Annotated in this window: 17 protein-coding genes; 11 read left to right on the top strand and 6 right to left on the bottom strand. The window is 50.9% G+C overall.

Annotation, left to right across the window (positions count from 1 at the left end; genetic code table 11):
- Window positions 1–308: 308 nt before the first annotated feature.
- A complete protein-coding gene (locus JT719_RS04075) occupies window positions 309–2,042 on the bottom strand; it encodes a pyruvate dehydrogenase complex dihydrolipoamide acetyltransferase (RefSeq protein ID WP_207431222.1) in 1,734 nt (577 codons plus the stop codon).
- Between the two features lie 137 nt (window positions 2,043–2,179).
- Window positions 2,180–2,794, bottom strand: coding sequence for a histidine phosphatase family protein (locus JT719_RS04070; RefSeq protein WP_207431221.1), 615 nt, complete (start codon window positions 2,792–2,794; stop codon window positions 2,180–2,182).
- 52 nt (window positions 2,795–2,846) lie between these two features.
- Between JT719_RS04070 and JT719_RS04065 the strand changes: the two genes are divergently transcribed.
- From JT719_RS04065 to JT719_RS04035, 7 genes are all read left to right on the top strand, one after another.
- Window positions 2,847–3,266, top strand: coding sequence for a hotdog fold thioesterase (locus tag JT719_RS04065; protein ID WP_207431220.1), 420 nt, complete (start codon window positions 2,847–2,849; stop codon window positions 3,264–3,266).
- 112 nt (window positions 3,267–3,378) lie between these two features.
- A complete protein-coding gene (locus tag JT719_RS04060; RefSeq protein ID WP_207431219.1) occupies window positions 3,379–4,494 on the top strand; it encodes a chorismate-binding protein in 1,116 nt (371 codons plus the stop codon).
- Entirely contained in the window at window positions 4,491–6,203 is a 1,713-nt protein-coding gene (menD, locus tag JT719_RS04055) for a 2-succinyl-5-enolpyruvyl-6-hydroxy-3-cyclohexene-1-carboxylic-acid synthase (protein WP_207431218.1), read from the top strand. The genes JT719_RS04060 and menD overlap by 4 nt, the downstream gene beginning before the upstream one ends.
- Before the next feature lie 107 nt (window positions 6,204–6,310).
- Window positions 6,311–6,817, top strand: coding sequence for a DoxX family protein (locus JT719_RS04050; protein ID WP_207431217.1), 507 nt, complete (start codon window positions 6,311–6,313; stop codon window positions 6,815–6,817).
- A gap of 456 nt (window positions 6,818–7,273) precedes the next feature.
- Window positions 7,274–7,753 carry a DoxX family protein gene (locus tag JT719_RS04045; protein WP_207431216.1) on the top strand — a complete coding sequence of 160 codons (480 nt, stop codon included), beginning with the start codon at window positions 7,274–7,276 and terminating at the stop codon, window positions 7,751–7,753.
- Between the two features lie 89 nt (window positions 7,754–7,842).
- The gene (gene menB, locus JT719_RS04040; RefSeq protein WP_207431215.1) at window positions 7,843–8,667 is read left to right on the top strand and encodes a 1,4-dihydroxy-2-naphthoyl-CoA synthase; all 825 of its coding nucleotides are present in this window, start codon (window positions 7,843–7,845) and stop codon (window positions 8,665–8,667) included.
- Window positions 8,668–8,844: 177 nt separating this feature from the next.
- Window positions 8,845–9,975: an AMP-binding protein gene (locus JT719_RS04035; RefSeq protein WP_341350740.1), complete on the top strand. Its 1,131-nt coding sequence runs from the start codon at window positions 8,845–8,847 to the stop codon at window positions 9,973–9,975.
- 43 nt (window positions 9,976–10,018) lie between these two features.
- On the opposite strand, the gene JT719_RS04030 is transcribed toward JT719_RS04035, so the two are convergent.
- A complete protein-coding gene (locus JT719_RS04030; RefSeq protein ID WP_207431214.1) occupies window positions 10,019–10,408 on the bottom strand; it encodes a VOC family protein in 390 nt (129 codons plus the stop codon).
- 229 nt (window positions 10,409–10,637) lie between these two features.
- Between JT719_RS04030 and JT719_RS04025 the strand changes: the two genes are divergently transcribed.
- The 4 genes from JT719_RS04025 (at window position 10,638) to gldC (ending at window position 15,139) form a co-directional block, all read left to right on the top strand.
- Complete coding sequence (locus JT719_RS04025) at window positions 10,638–12,188, top strand: N-acyl-D-amino-acid deacylase family protein (RefSeq protein WP_207431213.1); 1,551 nt, start codon at window positions 10,638–10,640, stop codon at window positions 12,186–12,188.
- Window positions 12,189–12,522: 334 nt separating this feature from the next.
- Window positions 12,523–13,188 carry a hypothetical protein gene (locus tag JT719_RS04020; protein ID WP_207431212.1) on the top strand — a complete coding sequence of 222 codons (666 nt, stop codon included), beginning with the start codon at window positions 12,523–12,525 and terminating at the stop codon, window positions 13,186–13,188.
- 280 nt (window positions 13,189–13,468) lie between these two features.
- Complete coding sequence (dnaN, locus tag JT719_RS04015) at window positions 13,469–14,593, top strand: DNA polymerase III subunit beta (protein WP_207431211.1); 1,125 nt, start codon at window positions 13,469–13,471, stop codon at window positions 14,591–14,593.
- 186 nt (window positions 14,594–14,779) lie between these two features.
- Window positions 14,780–15,139 carry a gliding motility protein GldC gene (gene gldC / locus JT719_RS04010; RefSeq protein ID WP_341350739.1) on the top strand — a complete coding sequence of 120 codons (360 nt, stop codon included), beginning with the start codon at window positions 14,780–14,782 and terminating at the stop codon, window positions 15,137–15,139.
- A 68-nt stretch (window positions 15,140–15,207) separates the two neighbouring features.
- On the opposite strand, the gene JT719_RS04005 is transcribed toward gldC, so the two are convergent.
- From JT719_RS04005 to JT719_RS03995, 3 genes are all read right to left on the bottom strand, one after another.
- Window positions 15,208–15,687 (bottom strand): hypothetical protein, encoded by a 480-nt coding sequence (locus JT719_RS04005; RefSeq protein WP_207431210.1) that lies wholly within the window; start codon window positions 15,685–15,687, stop codon window positions 15,208–15,210.
- A 232-nt stretch (window positions 15,688–15,919) separates the two neighbouring features.
- On the bottom strand, window positions 15,920–16,456 hold the full coding sequence (gene dcd / locus JT719_RS04000; RefSeq protein ID WP_207431209.1) for a dCTP deaminase: 537 nt from the start codon (window positions 16,454–16,456) through the stop codon (window positions 15,920–15,922).
- A 199-nt stretch (window positions 16,457–16,655) separates the two neighbouring features.
- A complete protein-coding gene (locus tag JT719_RS03995; protein WP_207431208.1) occupies window positions 16,656–17,636 on the bottom strand; it encodes a glycoside hydrolase family 5 protein in 981 nt (326 codons plus the stop codon).
- Window positions 17,637–17,748 lie beyond the last annotated feature (112 nt).

The following is a 17,748-nucleotide window of genomic DNA, read 5'->3' as shown; positions in this document are numbered from 1 at the left end:
AGTTCGCCCACAAGATCCTTCCAGGATGACAAAATAGAAGTGGGCTGATAAGTATTGGAGAGGAAGGCTAGACAATGGAGAAAGGCTTTTGTGAAGATAAAGGTCAAAAAACAATGGAGAGAAACGCCTTGAGCAGAGAATACCCAGGAGAGTATGGAAAATTGACTTTGAATTAAAAACAGCAAGAAGGTAAGTGCGAGGAGAAAAGTGGGGAAGGGGTTTGGTTTTGCTTTAAAGATACTAGGCCCAAAACGCAAAAGAGCCGAGGGATTGCTCCCACGGCTCTTTTGATATGCTAAAGTATAAGCTTACACTAAGATTCTCACCGGATCTTCCAGGAAGCCTTTCAGCGTCTGAAGGAAGGCAGAACCCACGGCGCCGTCTACTACGCGGTGATCGCAGGACAAGGTAACTTTCATTACGTTGCCGATCTGGATCTGTCCGTTCTTCACCACTGGAGTTTGCTTGATACCGCCTACGGCCAGGATACACGCATCTGGTGGGTTGATGATGGCAGTGAATTCCTCAATACCGAACATGCCCAGGTTGGAGATAGTAAAAGTATTACCGGTCATCTCAGCAGGCTGCAGTTTCTTAGACTTGGCTTTTCCGCCCAGGTCTTTCACTTCTGCGGCAATGGCAGAAAGGGTCTTCACATCAGCGTTGCGCACTACTGGTACCAACAGACCTTCCTCCACAGCTACGGCCACACCAATGTTCACCACGTTGTTGTAGCGGATCTTGTCACCTAACCAAGACGAGTTCACGGCTGGGTGCTTGCGCAGGGCAGCAGCGGTGGCTTTGATCACCAGGTCGTTGAACGATACTTTCACCGGAGACACCTCGTTGATGCTGGTACGGGCTTTCATGGCGTTGTCCATGTCAATCTCCATGGTCAGGTAGAAGTGCGGCGCACCGAACTTACTTTCAGCCAGACGGCGGGCAATCACTTTGCGCATCTGCGATACCGGAACCTCGGTGTATTCCACGCCAGGAGCGGCAGCAGGAACTGCTTGCGGAGCAGCGGCCGGAGCAGGAGCAGCGGCTTGCTGAGGCTGCGCCTGAGGAGCGGCACTTGGCGTGAAGTTCTCCACGTCACGCAGCACAATACGGCCGTTCTCACCGGAGCCTTTCACCTGGGCCAGGCTGATGCCTTTTTCCTGGGCTACTTTCTTGGCTAACGGAGAGGCCAGAATGCGGCCTTGGTTTACAGGAGCAGCAGCGGTTTCGGTTCCCGGGCCTGGTACAGGAGCACCGGCAGTTGGGTTCACGCCGTCGCCAGACTGAGACTGGGCATCGGTTTTATGGTTCTCGGCGCGGGTAACTTCTTCAATAGAGCCACTCAGCACATCCGGGCCTTTGTTTTCGGCTTGGGCTTTGCTTCCGCCACCGCCGTTCAGCAGCGCCTGGTAATCGGCACCGGCTTCGCCGATGATGCAAAGCACGCCATCTACGGCTACAGAAGCACCGGCTTCCACGCCAATATATAAGAGTGTACCGTCTTCGTAAGACTCCAACTCCATGGTGGCTTTATCGGTTTCTACTTCGGCCAACAGGTCACCGGATTTCACTTTGTCGCCCACTTTTTTGTGCCAGGCCACAATGGTACCTTCCTGCATGGTGTCGCTCATCTTAGGCATGGTTACCACATTGGCGTTCACGTTAGCGGCTGGTTGTGCAGCAGGGGCAGGGGCGGCTTCGGTTTTAGGGGCTTCCTTGGGCGCTTCGGCTTTGGGAGCTTCCTGGGCAGGGGCTGCAGCGCCACCGCCGTTCACCTGGCCCAGAAGGCCAGAGATATCTTCTCCTTGTTTCCCGATGATGGCCAACACGCCATCCACGGGTACAGATTCACCATCTTTCGGGCCGATGTACAGTAACGTCCCGTCTTCGTAAGACTCCAATTCCATGGTCGCCTTATCGGTTTCCACTTCAGCTAGAACGTCCCCAGATTTCACAGAGTCACCAACTTTCTTCAACCAAGAGGCAATGACCCCCTCGGTCATAGTATCGCTCATCTTGGGCATTCGGATGATTTCGGCCATAGTTTTTTGCTCGGTTTTAAGGCCTCAAAAATAGAGGCAAAAATGCTGTTATACAAATAAGGTTTTAAGAGTTTCTGTGACGGTTTTTAGCGTGTTTCTAAAAAAAGAAGCCAAAAACGGGAATGTTGTTGTTTTTTCTAGGTCAAATGTGACACATCGGCAAAACGCTCTACCCAGAACATGGAGCCGGTATAATTGAGCAAGTAAAGGCAAAGGTTCTGGTGCTCAAACCGATCCATTTGGTACAGCGGGTAGCGCAGCAGCTGCGACAGGAAAACCCGCATGGCCCGGCCGTGCATGCAAATCAGAATGATCTTTTCCTCGGGCCGGGAGAGAATCAGGTCAATGACGGGTTTCTGGCGGTCGGCTACGTCCTGGGGGCTCTCGCCGCCTTCAATGGGTACGTCGGTCTCGCCCTCCTGCCAGCGCCGGAGCATGTCATAATAATAAACGTCTTCCTCGGGGGTGATGCGGGTGCCCTCGCGGGTGCCCCAGCAGATTTCGTTCAGGCCCGCGTGCCGCTCATGCGGGATGCCCAGGTCAAGGAACCCCTGCACGCTCTGGACGCTCCGTTGCAGGGCTGAGGTATAGACTTTATCAAAGGGAACGTCTTGGTAGGCCTGAAAGAATTTATCGGCTTGCCAGAAGCCGGTTTCATTGAGGGAACTATCCACACCGCTTCCCTGCACGATACCCTGCAAGTTGAGATCGGTTTGGCCGTGGCGGACGAGGTAGATTTTTTTGAGGCTCAATTTTACGCTAATTTGCAGGCCCTAAGATAGGCCATAAATACGAGAACTACGGATGAAAAGACGCGCCGATGTAACGCTGGAGAGATTAAATGCCTGGAACAAGAACACCATGGGTGAACACCTGGGCATGGAGTACACCGAGATTGGCGACGATTACCTGATAGGCCGTATGCCCGTAGACCACCGTACCCACCAACCCATGGGCCTGTTGCACGGGGGCGCCTCAGTAGCCCTGGCCGAGACCCTGGGCAGTGTGGGTGCCACCATGTTCCTGGATCTGGAGAAGCAGTACTGCGTGGGCCTGGAGATCAACGCCAACCACATCAAATCGGTGCGCAGCGGGTACGTGTACGGCAAAGCCACCGCGTTGCACGTGGGCCGCAAGACTCAGGTCTGGGAAATCCGTATTACTTCTGAAGCCGGTGATCTGGTGTGTATAAGCCGCATTACCATGGCCGTTCTGGATAGATAAAGCATACATGTCCCTAAAATCCCCTTCTGTTCTACCATCCCCTTCTGTTGATTCTTCACCTGAGGAAACAGCTTATAGAATCTTTAGGGCCGCCCTTGCGTCCCGGTTACCCGTGGCTTTGTGGCGGTTGCCCAACACCAAAGAAGTGCAGGTGTTGGTGGCCGGTCAGGTGACCAATACCTTGCCTCCCATGGAAGGGCCCAGACAAGGATTCGCTTTTTGCCCTTTCCAGGTGTCAGAGGCGGCTCCTGTTACGTTTCTGCCCGCCGATCTTTATTTCAATGGCAAAGCCGATGCTACCCCCGAGATAGGAGAGACCGAACTGCCTCCTTGTTTTTGGACTGAATTCAGGAAATCAGGCTCAAAAGAGAACCAGCAGCTTTCATGGCCCAGCCATCCGGCCGGAGCGGTGAAATCCATCGCCCGTGATGCCTTTGAGAAAACGGTAGCTACTGCGGTGAAAGCCATGCAGGAGGGTTGCCTGGAGAAAGTGGTGCTGTCCCGGACTAAGACTTTGCCCTTGTTTGAGGGTTTCCATCTGCTGAAAGCCTTTGGTCAGTTGACCGAGTTGTATGCAACCGCCTTCGTGTCTTTGGTGACCATCCCGGGAATTGGTACCTGGTTGGGCGCTACGCCGGAGTTGCTGGTGCAGATCGATCGGCACAAAGTGTTCCGGACGGTGGCCTTGGCCGGAACCCAGCCCCTCCAGGAAGGCTTAACACCCGCCGATGCCATCTGGCGCCAGAAGGAGATAGAGGAACAGGCTCTGGTGCAGCGCTACATTGTGAGCTGTTTCCGGCACCTGCGTCTGCGGGAGTACGTGGAGATGGGGCCTCGTACCGTCAGGGCCGGTAACCTGCTGCACCTCAAAACCGATTTCAGCGCGGCCATGGAAGAAGTGGGCTTCCCTAAACTGGGTACCCAGATGCTGGAACTGTTGCACCCCACCTCGGCGGTAGGAGGGATGCCCAAAGCCGCTGCCCTGAAAATGATCAATCAACTGGAACTGCACGAACGCCGGTATTACAGCGGGTACCTGGGACCGGTGCAGTTGGGGCAGGAGACCAACCTGTTCGTGAACCTGCGCTGCGTGGAGTTAGGCCAGGAGACCGTTACCGCTTACGCCGGAGCTGGCATGACCGCAGACTCGGTGCCCGCCAAAGAGTGGCAGGAAACCGAGCTCAAGATGCAGACCGTGCTCCGTTTATTTCAAGCTTCCCAATCATGATTCTACAGTCTGTTATTGATATCGCTGAGATCTGCGCCCGCAAAGGAGTGCAGGACGTTGTACTGTCGCCGGGTTCCCGGTGCGCGCCGTTGACCCTGGCTTTTGCCCGACATCCGCAGCTGCGGGTGCGCACCGTGCCCGATGAGCGCAGCGCCGCCTTCATAGGCCTGGGTATCGCGCAGCAAACCGGCAGACCGGTGGTGCTGGTGTGTACCTCCGGAACCGCCGCCTACAATTACGCCCCGGCCGTGGCCGAAGCCTTCTACCAGAACATCCCGTTGCTGGTGCTCACCGCCGATAGACCCCCGGAATGGATAGATCAACTGGACGGGCAGACCATTCGGCAGTCGCACATTTACGGCGGGCACGTGAAGCGAAGTTATGATTTTCCTGTGGAGACAAAACACGATGACGCCCAGTGGTATGCCACCCGCTTGTTAAACGAAGCCTTGAATGAGGTGATGAGTTTTCCACAGGGTCCGGTGCAGGTGAATATACCGCTGCGGGAACCCTTTTACCCCGAGGAAGGAGAAGAGTTTGCGTTTTCTTCTAACGTAAAGATCATAGAAGAGTTACCTTCTGGCTATGGTTTAACCAATAACGCCTGGAAACAGCTCAAAAACGAACTGAAACAATACCGGAAAGTGCTTGTAGTGGCCGGGCAGGGCAAGCGGGACGAGGCGCTGCATGAGGAGATTGTGCGGTTTTGCCGGGCAACCGGAGCCGTCTTTGTCACCGATACCATCAGCAACCAGCAGGTGGCCGGTGAAACCATCAGTTTTCATGACGTTTTCCTGGGGGCCAAGCATCTACATGCCTCAGAAACACTTCAACCAGATTTGTTGATCACGTTTCATAAATCACTGATTTCTAAAAATCTGAAGCTGTACCTGCGCAAGCAGAAAGGAATGCACCACTGGCACGTGCAACCCGCCGGTATGGTAGCTGATACGTTTCAGGCGTTGACCCGGATTATCAGGACCACCCCACAGGATTTCTTCCGAAGCATAACGGTAGGTGAGGAAGGATTGCAGGTTTCTCCGGCGTTTACCAATGCCTGGTTTGAACTGGATGCCCAAGGCAAATCGGTTTTAGAGAGTTTTCAGGAAAACAGCCCGTTTTCAGAGTTCAAGGTGTGCCACCGGGTGCTGCGCAGTTTGCCGGCCAACAGCCTGCTGCACCTGGCCAACAGCATGAGCGTGCGCTACGCCAATCTCATTGGAGTAGCTGGGTTAAACAGCGTGGAAGTGTTTGCCAACCGGGGCACCAGCGGCATTGACGGCAGCACCAGCACGGCGGTGGGCTCTGCTCTGAGCACAGACAAACTGGTGACGCTACTCACCGGCGACATGGCCTTTCTGTATGACCGCAACGCGCTATGGCATAACTACCTACCCCAAAACCTGCGCATTGTGGTATTGAACAACCACGGGGGAGGGATTTTCAGGATGATTGAAGGACCCAGAAGTCAGCCGGAACTACGTCCTTTCTTTGAGACAGACCAGCGCCAAACTGCCCAGAAAACCGCTGAAGACATGGGTCTTACTTACCTGAAAGCCACCGATGAAGCCTCTTTCGCTGAGTTGCTGCCTTCGTTTTTTGATCCTGCGGCAGGGCCTCTGTTGCTGGAAGTTGAGACCGATAGCGCCCGCAATTATGAGGTGTTTGCCAGCTATAGAGAGCAGGTTGCCGCCAGAATTGGTTTCTAGCATGATTTTCCTAAAAATTAGGAAATATTTAACCCTCTTTTTATTGACTAAAGGGCAAATTTACTCGTTATTGCTTGAGGAGACGCTACCATAATGGCGTGAAAATCATGGAGTTTACGAGAGATGTAGAGAAGTGGCATCATAAGCACCGGGTGGTGCTCTATGATTACGGAAGAATCGCTCTTGGGTGTTTTCTTCTCTTCAAGGGGGTTCAGTTCCTGTTCAACATTGTGGCCCTTGAGCAGATTCTGTTAGAGAGCAGGCTATATAACATCGCAACGTATTTGTCTTATGCAATTGCCGCGATCCATATAGTGGGAGGAATCATGATTATGGTGGGCTGGCATACCAGAATTGCCTGTGCGGTGCAGATCCCCATTGTGATGTGCGCAGTCCTGTTTTTCAGCCCTACGCATGATCTGTTCTCTATCTACTCACCCTTTGCTGTGGCGCTGTATACCCTTTTCTTTCTGACCTTCTACTTTGTGGGCGGGTCCGGGTATTATTCTTTTGATCACAAGACCTTAGAAACCAGGCATTACTTCAAGAAGAAAAAGAAACACCGTTTGTCCACTGACAACCACACGCACACCCCTTTGGCTAACAACCTCTAAGAGGTGCCTGAAAGGAGCAGGAAGTTTATACCTCCGCTCCAGGCCATGGTCCCCTTCCTGCGCCTTCCGCGCGCTGTAGAAGCCCCTTCAATGCCTGCTTCAGGCATCCCACTTATCTGAGAATTTCGGTTTACAGAATTCTTACAAACAGCGGAAGAAAAGACCAATCACCAGACCTTACTTCGCTGCCTACCAAACCAACTACCCTGATAGCCTATCCAAAACCTAACTGCTGGCTCTGGCCAGTAGGTAAAAATCCAACATGCCACTTCTAAAAGTAGTAGGGTGGTGTACGCTTCTCCATTCTACTACTTTTTAGAAGTTCCTCTTCCTTTCTGCCGGTTTCTCGGCCTTTTCCCGGGGTTTCACCGGAAAAATGTTTTGTAACTATTTTATATAAAGTTGGCGAATAACGTATAAAGCATGTGAGGACGCTCTCATTAAAGCGTTAAGAAAATGAATTGGGCACAACAAGTAGACAGGTGGCAACATGAACACCATCCGGTAGCGTATGACTACGGGAGAATTCTTCTAGGCCTTTTCATCTTATACAAAGGCCTGACCTTCATTGCCGATACTTCGGCTCTGGCGCAGATCATCCAGAACAGCCAGTTTCAGTTTGTGGCTCTGGGGTTGGCCCATTATGTGGCTTTTGCCCACTTGGTGGGAGGAGTACTGATTGCGATAGGGCTGATTACCCGGGTAGCCATTGGTTTTCAGATTCCTATCCTGATTGGCGCAGTGTTTTTCTTTAACCCAGATCAGGGATTTTTCTCCGTTAATCCACAGTTCGCGGTTTCTTTGATTACCCTAATCGCCCTTATATTTTACTTTATCGGGGGTTCTGGGTACTACTCTGTAGACCATAAATTTGAGATGAACGAAAAACGGCTGAACGAGAAAAAACAACAAAGAATGGAGAAAGAACTCTACTAAGTAAATTTGATTTCTACGTATACCTTTGCATAATCCTGCATGGGCACTGTACCTTTATGCCCATTATGTTTTAACCAAAACCAAGGTTCATGCAAAGCAAATTCAACTGGACAACTCTTAAGGAGTACCAAGAGATACTTTTTCAATACTACAACGGCATCGCCAAAATCAGCATCAACCGTCCGCACGTGCACAACGCGTTCACGCCGCGCACCGTGGCCGAGATGATTGACGCCATGAACATTTGCCGGGACAACTCAGACATTGGGGTGATTATCTTAACCGGCGAGGGCGGCAAAGCCTTCTGCTCGGGCGGTGACCAAAGCGTGCGCGGCCACGGCGGCTACATTGGCGAAGACACCGTGCCTCGCCTGAACGTGCTGGATCTGCAGATGCAGATCCGTCGCATTCCTAAACCGGTGATTGCCATGGTGGCGGGTTGGGCCATTGGCGGTGGCCATGTACTGCACGTAGTGTGTGACCTTTCCATTGCCGCGGAGAACGCCCGTTTCGGGCAGACTGGTCCTAAAGTAGGTTCTTTTGACGGAGGGTTCGGGGCGTCTTACCTGGCCCGTATTGTAGGCCAGAAAAAAGCCCGCGAGATCTGGTACCTGTGCGATCAGTACAACGCCCAGGAAGCTCTGGATATGGGTCTGGTGAACAAAGTAGTGCCGCTGGAACAACTGGAGGAAACCACCGTGGAGTGGTGCGGGAAAATCCTGGAGAAAAGCCCGTTGGCCCTGCGCATGCTCAAAGCTTCTTTCAACGCCGAACTGGACGGACAGGCCGGGGTGCAGCAACTGGCCGGAGACGCTACCTTGCTGTATTACCTATCAGACGAAGCCAAAGAAGGCAAGAACGCTTTTCTGGAGAAACGCAAACCAGACTTCTCTAAGTATCCTAAATTCCCGTGATGCTAGCAAGTAGCACGTATCAAGTACCAAGACATAAGTTGTGGTGCCTGGGCGTATGATAGTTAAGTAGCGGAGCAGTTCTGAAAATAAACTTCAGGGCTGCTCCGTAACTTTTTTAGGCCCCTTCCTAGTATGAGAAAGCATCGGTAAGAAGATTGTTTCTTACTTTGTTTTATCGTGTTACCTGATACGCACTACGTGCTACCCAATCCCATGCCCGACCACCTGCTCCTGAATGGCAAGAAATTCTTTCTGGATGAAATTCAGCATTACTCCTTCCGGGAGAGTATTCCCATAGACGGGTATGAGGCCAAAACACTGGAGTTCTGCAAGAATTGGCTGCAGGGCGTGCAGGAGTACGCGGTGCAGACCTCGGGCAGTACCGGTACCCCCAAGCTATTGGAATTGTCCCGGGACCGGATGGAGGCCAGTGCCAAACGGACCCTCCGCATTTTTGACCTGCAGCCCGAAGACCGTGTGCTGGTGTGCATGAACACTGAGTACATTGCAGGCATGATGATGCTGGTGCGTGGCTTGGTGGGCAGACTGCACATGACCATAGTGGAACCCATCGGGAACCCGTTGGCCAGCGTAGACCCAGATGCCGAGTTTGATTTCATCGCCATGGTGCCCCTGCAACTACAGGCCATTCTGGAGCAAACGCCAGAGAAAGTTGCCAAACTGAACCATATGAAAGCCATTCTGCTGGGTGGGGCCGCCATTAGTAAAACCCTGGAAGAAGCCGTGCAAACGCTGGAAGTACCCGTCTACCAAAGCTACGGCATGACCGAAACCATCTCCCACATTGCCGTCCGCCGGCTGAACGGAAGCGAAAGAACCGATCACTACACCGCTCCCCCCGAGGTAACCTTAGGACAGGATGAACGCGGCTGCCTCACCATCTCCGCGGAGGTTACCGGGGGCGAGACGTTGATCACCAATGACCTGGTGGAACTATTGAACAATACTTCCTTCCGGTGGTTGGGCCGTGCCGATAACACCATCAATTCCGGTGGCGTAAAGGTGCAGTTAGAGAAAGTGGAAGCAGCCCTGGGAGAAGCGTTGGCTGACTTGGGAATAACCCGCCGTTATTTTGCGGCGGCCCTGCCGGATGAAACCTTGGGTGAACGCCTCATTGCCGTGTTGGAAGGAAGTCCGCTCACCGATGTGGAAGAAACCAACCTCAAAGGCAAACTCACTGAATCGCTCTCTAAGTACGAAATACCAAAGCAATTTGGCTACCTGCCCCGCCTACCCGAGACAGCCACCGGCAAAATTGACCGCCGTGGAGGGTTAACGTTGCTTTAAATCCGTTTAGGGGCTGTTTTCTACAAAACAGCCCCTAAACGGATTACTCTGTAATCTCAATCATATTGTTCTCTGGGTCCAGCACCACGCTTTCATAGTAGCCATCGCCGGTGGTTCTGGGTTCCCCGTAGATAGGGTATCCGTCTTTTCTCAGGGTTTCGGTTAGCGCATCTACCTTCTCTTTACTGCCCACCGAGAAAGCCAGGTGAATCAGCCCCAGGCTTTGCCGGGCAACATCGTTTTGGTTCTCCGGGATATCGGGTCTGTGCATAATCTCCAGCCGGGCACCCTCTGAAAAGCTCAGGAAGTAAGAAGTGAAGTTCTTGGTGGGGTTGTGGTATCTCTCATTGGATTTGGCGTGGAAGTATTTCACGTAGAATTCCTTCATCTTTTCCAGGTCCTGCGCCCAGAGTGCCACGTGCTCAATTTTCATAGCGGTGTTGTCAATCAGAATATTAATTTTTATTAATATTTGTGTAAACGACAGAGTTCTCTCAAATTGTATAGCAATAGGTACCGGGCTGGTTACCGGTTCTGTTTTAAACCTGGTTTTAGAAAACCAGACCAGAATCAAGCAAAGCTGCTTGTAACCGATCTAATTAGTACTGGTCTAGCCAGAGGAATTTTGAATTAACGCTTGCCCTAAAAAGCATTTCCCTCTCATGCGATTATATCCTTTACAAGTACTTGCGCTTCTTTTATGCACCCTTACTGCCTGTGCCCAAAATGAGCCTTCTTTCAAGGCTTTTCTCAAAACCCAGCCCAATAAAACGTTTGACGTGCTCATTGCCAATGGGCAGGTGGTAGACGGAACCGGTAGAAAGGCGTATCGGGCGGATGTGCTCGTTCGGGAAGATACGATCGCTTTCATCGGGGCCGTAGATGCGTCTCTGGTGAAGGTGCAACGGGTGATGGACGCCAAAGGCAAAGTGGTGACACCCGGGTTCATTGATACCCACGCCCACGGCGACCCCATGGGAAAGAAGGGCTTCCAGAACTTTCTGGCAATGGGAGCAACCACCGTTATTTTGGGACAGGACGGTTCCCACCCCGAGAACCTGAAAACCTGGATGCAGCGCCTGGACCAAACCGGCGCCGATGTGAATGTGGCTACCTTTGTAGGGCACGGTACCCTGCGGATGGAATCTGGAGTTAAATTCGATTCATTACCTACCCCGGCTCAGCTGGAGAAAATGGGGCAGTTGCTAAGGGAGCAGTTAGAAATGGGCTGCCTGGGGCTGTCCACCGGATTGGAATACATCCCCGGAATGTACGCACCTACCTATGAACTGGAGCATCTGGCAAAGATAGTAGGGGAAAAGGGCAAGCTCATCACCAGCCACGTGCGCAACGAAGACAATGACGCGGTGGAAGCCTCTCTGGAAGAACTGCTCGTGCAGGGCAAGTACTGCCCGGTGCATGTGTCCCACATCAAAGCCGTGTTCGGGAAAGGTAGGGAACGGGCAGAGCAGCTATTGGCTCAACTGGAAAGGGCCCGCCAGAGAGGAATCAATGTCACCGCCGATGTGTACCCGTATACCGCCAGTTTTACAGGCATCAGCATCCTGTTCCCAGAGTGGGCCTTGCCGCCTAATAACTTTGACCAGGTGGTGGCTACTCGTCGGGAAGAGCTGGAGACTTACCTCCGCAACCGGGTAAACAAGCGCAATGGCCCTCAGGCCACTCTCATTGGCACGGCTCCGTTTGCCGGCAAAACTCTGGCGCAACTAGCCCAGGAGAAAAAGAAGCCTTTTGAAGATGTTCTTATTGATAACATTAAGCCGGGCGGGGCATCGGCCGCCTACTTTGTGATGGATGAAGCCCTGCAAGCCCGTTTCATTACTGATTCTACCACAATGATTTGTTCAGACGGCGGACCAGACATGCGGCACCCCAGAGGGTACGGCACCTTTGCCCGCATCATTGAAGAGTATGTGGTTAAGACCAACCAACTACCCATGGAGCAAGCCATCCGGAAAATGACCTCTTTATCGGCTAAAACGATGGGATTGACAGACAGAGGCGAACTAGCGGTGGGCAAGAAAGCCGATATTCTGGTATTTGACCCCGGCAAGGTGCACGAAACTACCACTTACGAGTCACCTTTTCAGCTGGCAACCGGATTTGAGACCATCCTGATCAATGGAAAAGTGAGCTTGGAGAAAGGAAAAATCTTCCCTGCCAAAAATGGGAGGCTATTTAGGAAGAAGTAGCCAGCTAAAGAGGCGTATTAATTAATTGTAAATAATACGTTTTGAAGATTAGTCCTGCGTGCCTCAGAATGAAAGTCAACAAATATTAGGTTCTCCTAATGTAAAATTTTACATATGTATGTTGTTTGTTTACAATATGTTGTGAAATTTAGCTGTTGATTTAATTATATCAGTGTTTCTTTTTTTCAGGATAGCCGTAGTAGTAGAATCATATGGTCAATGATTCTATTTTGCTATGAAACAACTATTCTCTCTCTCAATCCTGACAGTATTATCTTCTTTTCTGTTTTCCTGCGAAAGTCAAGAGCCCAGACCCAGCAGACAAGTAATCTCCATGTCTGATGCTCGCTTTGCCGGATGTACTTTTTACTCCTATACCAATAAGATCTCCGGACCAGTAGATTTTGGTACGCCAAACGGGGAGATGGTTTTAGTTGGCTTTGCAGAAGGAATGTCTCAGGCAGCTAAACAACAGCTCCTGAACAGATACCCCCAGGTACACAGCATTGCCGGTGAATTAGCCATGGATTCTGGTATCATCACCCAGGTGAAACTGGTTAAGGGCTCCAATTGCTTTGACACAGAAAAACTGTTAACCAAACTACAGAGAGAGGCAGTGGTTTCCTTTGCCCACCCCATGTTCACCCAGGATGAAGAAGATCCAAACTCACAGCGCTTTGGGTTGACCAACGAGTTCATGGTGTCTATTGAAGGCAGCGGCACCCCAGAGCAGTTGCAGAAATTTGTGGAGCAAACCAGAACCAAGATTGTGTTCTCCTTCAGCGATGACATCCATGTCCTGAGCGCCGATAAAAATTCAACCGGTAGCCTGACAGACATCCTGACCTTGTTTAACCAGCAGGATTTTGTAACCGTGGCAGAACCTAACCTAACGTTTACCTTCCCAGATGCGGCGGCTCCAGCCCCAACCGTGAATACTCTCTCCTCTAAATTCCTGAAGAAAGGAGCTTTCAAAGCATTCATGAAAGAAAAACGCTAGCCCAGTTCCTGATACTCTTAATAGAGAAGCCGGAGGCACACTTCCCCTGAAGTTTTCCTCCGGCTTCTCTACTTTAAGGGCTTGTTCAATAAGCCTTTCAAAGAAGAGAATTAGTTCATATATTGAGGTAAAACGGGGGCATTTAGATTTAGCTTCTTTTCTGAAAAACAGGCCTGAAATAGACGCTAGGCGGAAACAAAAACGGCCTTTAAGATAGGAAAAGATGCTTTTTTGGTTAACTTTGCCCGATAAACGACCTTATCCAAACCTACTATAGCGGATGAAATTCATTGTATCTTCTACGGCGCTGCTGAAGCAGCTTACCAGCATCAACGGGGTAGTGGCCAACAACCCGGTGGTGCCGATCTTGGAGAACTTCTTGTTTGAGATCAACGACGGCGTCTTGACCATCACGGCAAGTGATCTGGAGACCTCCATGATCACGGAGATACACGTAGAAGCCCGCGAGAACGGCCGCATTGCCGCTCCGGCTCGTATCTTGATTGATACGCTTAAAAACCTGCCAGACCAACCGGTCACCTTCACCATTGACGAGGAGACCTACACCATTGAGATCAGCTCTTCCAATGGCCGTTACAAATTGTCTGGCGAGAACGCCACTGATTTCCCTAAAGTGCCGGTGGTACGCGGGGGCAATGCCATTGAGATTCCATCCAATGTGTTGAGCCGTGCTATTAACAAAACCATCTTTGCGGTGAGCAATGATGAGTTGCGTCCGGCCATGACAGGTATTTTTGTGCAGCTGAACAGCGGCAACATCACGTTTGTAGCCACAGACGGTCACCGCCTGTTGCGCTACCGCCGCCAGGATGTGAGCAGCGAGAACACTGCTTCCATCATTATCCCTAAAAAAGCCTTCAACCTGCTCAAGTCTACGTTGCCAAATGAGGCTACGGCCGTAAGAGTGGAGTTCAATACGTCAAACGCGTTCTTCAGCTTTGACAACATCAGAATGATCTGCCGCTTAATTGACGAGCGCTACCCAGATTACGAGAACGTGATTCCGGTGCAGAACCCTAACAAACTCACCATTGACCGTTACGATTTCCTGAGCTCTGTTAAGCGTATCTCCATCTACTCTAACAAGACCACGCACCAGGTTCGTCTGCGCATTACCGGCAGCGAGCTGCAAATCTCCGCTGAGGACTTAGATTTCTCAAACGAGGCAAGCGAGCGCCTGACCTGCCAGTACGACGGCGAGGACATGGAGATTGGCTTCAACGCGAAGTTCCTCACCGAGATGCTGAGCAACATTGACTCAGACGAAATCTCACTGGAACTCTCCACGCCAAACCGCGCCGGCTTGTTGATGCCAACCAGCAACGACGAAGAAGAGAACATCCTGATGCTGGTAATGCCAGTAATGCTGAACAACTACGTATAAGCACCAAAACACAAAAAATAAGAAAGCCTGCCTGGTTTATCCGGGCAGGCTTTTGTTTTACCGTCGGTTTTCTTAAAACAGGCCAGAAATAGAAATAGGGGAGGAAGACTGCTTAAGAAGCGGCTAACTGCAAAAAACGTTTTACCTTTGTGTTTTGAACCGACACGCCCACCCGCGTGAAAGCCCATGAAACAAATGAAGAAATCAGAAATACACTTCAGTATTGCCCTTGATGATCAGCGCGTTCCGGAAGCCATCAGCTGGCGCGCCACCGATGCCGGTGATGATATCCACTTCGCCAAAGCCATCAATATTTCCCTGTGGGACCGCAATGACTCTGGCACCATGAAGATTGACCTTTGGACCAAAGACATGCCGGTGGATGAAATGAAGTACTTCTACATTGATACCCTTGGCGCTATGGCCCAGAGCATTGAGCAGGCTACCAATGACAAGATGATGGCCGAGAAAATGAGAGCGCTTTGCCAGGAACTGATGAAGCACGTTGAGGATCAGCAAAAACGCAATTCTCAGAACCCTCAGTAAGCAACAAATGCATGCATAACAAAAAAGCCGCTTGAGAAAGCGGCTTTTTTGTTATGCTGTTAGGCGTATTATTTATTGGTGGAAGTCTCTTTGATTACGGCAGGTGCTGTTTGCGGGAACGTACGCTTAGCATCTGCTTTGTCCTGAGCAACTAATGTTTTCGCTACCCTGGCGTTTTCTTTTTGCATCTTCAGCGCGTATTCACGGTCATAGGTGTTAAATGACTTACGTGCGCTGTAATATTGTGAGTATTGGGCAGTGCTTAAAAGGTTCACCAACTCTTTGTCACGCTCCTTACACACGCCATTGATACATTTCTCCAGTTCAGCCGGGTTGTTGGCGTACTTTGTCTCAAAGTCTACCATTTTAAGCGCGTTCTTCAGGTTAATCTCCCTGATCTTGCGCGACTGGTAGTTGTTGAGCTGCAACTCCCGGATCATTTTATCAGACAAGTTCTTGGCGCGTTGCTCTGCGGTGGTTCCACTCTGGGCGAAAGACGCGATACTCACAAACAGAACCAAGGCTAAGGTATACACGAATCTTTTCATAGTCATCTGGTTTTGATCTCTTTTATACAATTCCCGTGCCATCTATTCCTGAACAAAACTCAAGCTAAAAAAGTTGACTTTGCTCTGAAAAGAACGTGCTAAATACCCGTTTGTTGCTTGTTTTTCAGCTTTTAAACCCTTGAAAATAAAGTTCTTGCTGTATTACAAAGCCTATCTGAGATAACTACAAATTGTTCTAAAAGATATGGAGCGGAAGCGTTGCGACTACCTTTTAGAACTTATTCTTCCACATCATAGACTCCACCGGAAACACCGACCGCTGGTTGTATTTGGCACTGCTTTTCTTGTTGTAGTAGTTCTCAATGCCGCCTTTCACCTCAAAATAAATCAGCTGGCCAATGGGCATGTTGTGGTACACCCGCACCTTCTGGCTTACCGAGATCTCCAGGGTCCAGTGGTTGCAGAAACCTACATCGCCTTTGCCAGCGGTGGCATGGATATCAATTCCCAGGCGGCCTACGCTGGATTTACCCTCCAGGAACGGCACGTGGGCGTGGGTCTCGGTGTATTCTTCGGTGACACCCAGGTACAGGCGGCCGGGTTCCAGCACATACCCTTCTTCTGGGATTTCAAACACTTCAATCTGGTTGTGTTGGCGGGCATCCAGCACCTCGTCTTTGTAGAACGCCAGGTATTTTCCCAAATGAACATCATAGGAGTTAGTGCCTAAATAGCTTCGGTCATAGGGCTCAATCAGAATGGTACCTTTTTCAATCTCTTCCAGAATCTGGAGGTCGGTGAGGATCATAGGGTAAGTAGCTTTGAATGAAGCTGCAAGGTACGTGTAAATTCCGGTACTTGCCACGGCTGCAAATTGGGGAAATATCAATTTATAGCCTGCTTTCCCTAAAATAAACGGAAAACGCCCAGGCGTTTATTTTGCCCGGGCGTTTTATTTGTGAACTGCCGCGGTTCCGTTTACCTGTTCTTTTCGGCAGTAATAAAAGCTATTTCTGTGCTCTTTTTTGAGACTGACCGTTGTACTTTCTGATAAGGTCCCGACTTTTAATGCCCGATGGTTTCAGATCGGAGTCTTTCCAGTTGCCGGTGGAGGAGGCGGTGGGAAGCAGCACCGAGCAGGTCTCGTTTTTATCCGATACCGACCAGGTTACCCAGCTGATTTTGTTTTTCTCGGCCCAGTCAATCCATTTCTGCCATTCGGCCTCGTTCAATGGCCCGTCACCGGTAGCTTCCATTCCCGCCGATTCAGAGATGAACAGCGGTAAGCCTTTGTTCAGGGCGTAATCGCCGCGGTTACGCAGTTCCTGTTTGTGGGTGGCGGCGTAGAAATGGAGGGTGTACATGATATTGGTGGCGCCTTTGATAGGATCATCGGCGGCCAGGTGCACGTCCTGGTCCCAGTGCGGGGTGCCCACCAGAATGAGGTTATCTGGGTCAATCGCCCGGATGGTTTTGATGAGTTCCTCGGAGTAGGCTTTCACCTCGGGCCAGGATTCCTCGTCGGGCTCGTTGAAGATCTCGTAGATCACGTGCGGGTTATTGCCGTAGGTCTTAGCCATCTCGGTAAAGAACGCCTTGGCCTCAGGCAGATTGATGTTGTGGCTGTGCCAGTCAATGATCACGTAAATGTTCTCTTTGATAGCCCCGTCTACCACCGCCTTTATCTTTTCTTTAGACCACTCGGGCTTTTCTTTGTAGCCATCTTTGGGTTCAATGCCCATGGCCGCCCTGACCACATTGATGTTCCAGTCTTTCTTAAGCCAGCTAACCGTCTGCGGAGTGTAGAACCGCGGCCAGAAATTATGCCACCCGAAGCTCATGCCCCGAAGCACGATGGGCTGGCCTGCTTTGTCTTTTAACTGCGTACCCTCCACGCGCAAAGCACCGTGCTCTTTCACCGCCTGACCCGTTGCTACAAAACTGCTGCCCGCCAAGAGGAGCGCAGAAATAATCTTCTTGAGTGACATATAACTTTATGAAATAAAGATGCATCTCAAATTAACCAATATTCATGGAGCCAGACATAACACTCCTTTAGCAATTCTTTGACCTGAAAGGAGCAGTTCTGAAAGGGAGATG

The organism is Sabulibacter ruber, from assembly GCF_017355955.1.
Lineage (GTDB): Bacteria > Bacteroidota > Bacteroidia > Cytophagales > Hymenobacteraceae > Nibribacter > Nibribacter ruber_A.
The sequence above is the reverse complement of the archived record's forward strand: the minus strand, read 5'-3'. Positions and strand labels throughout refer to the sequence as shown.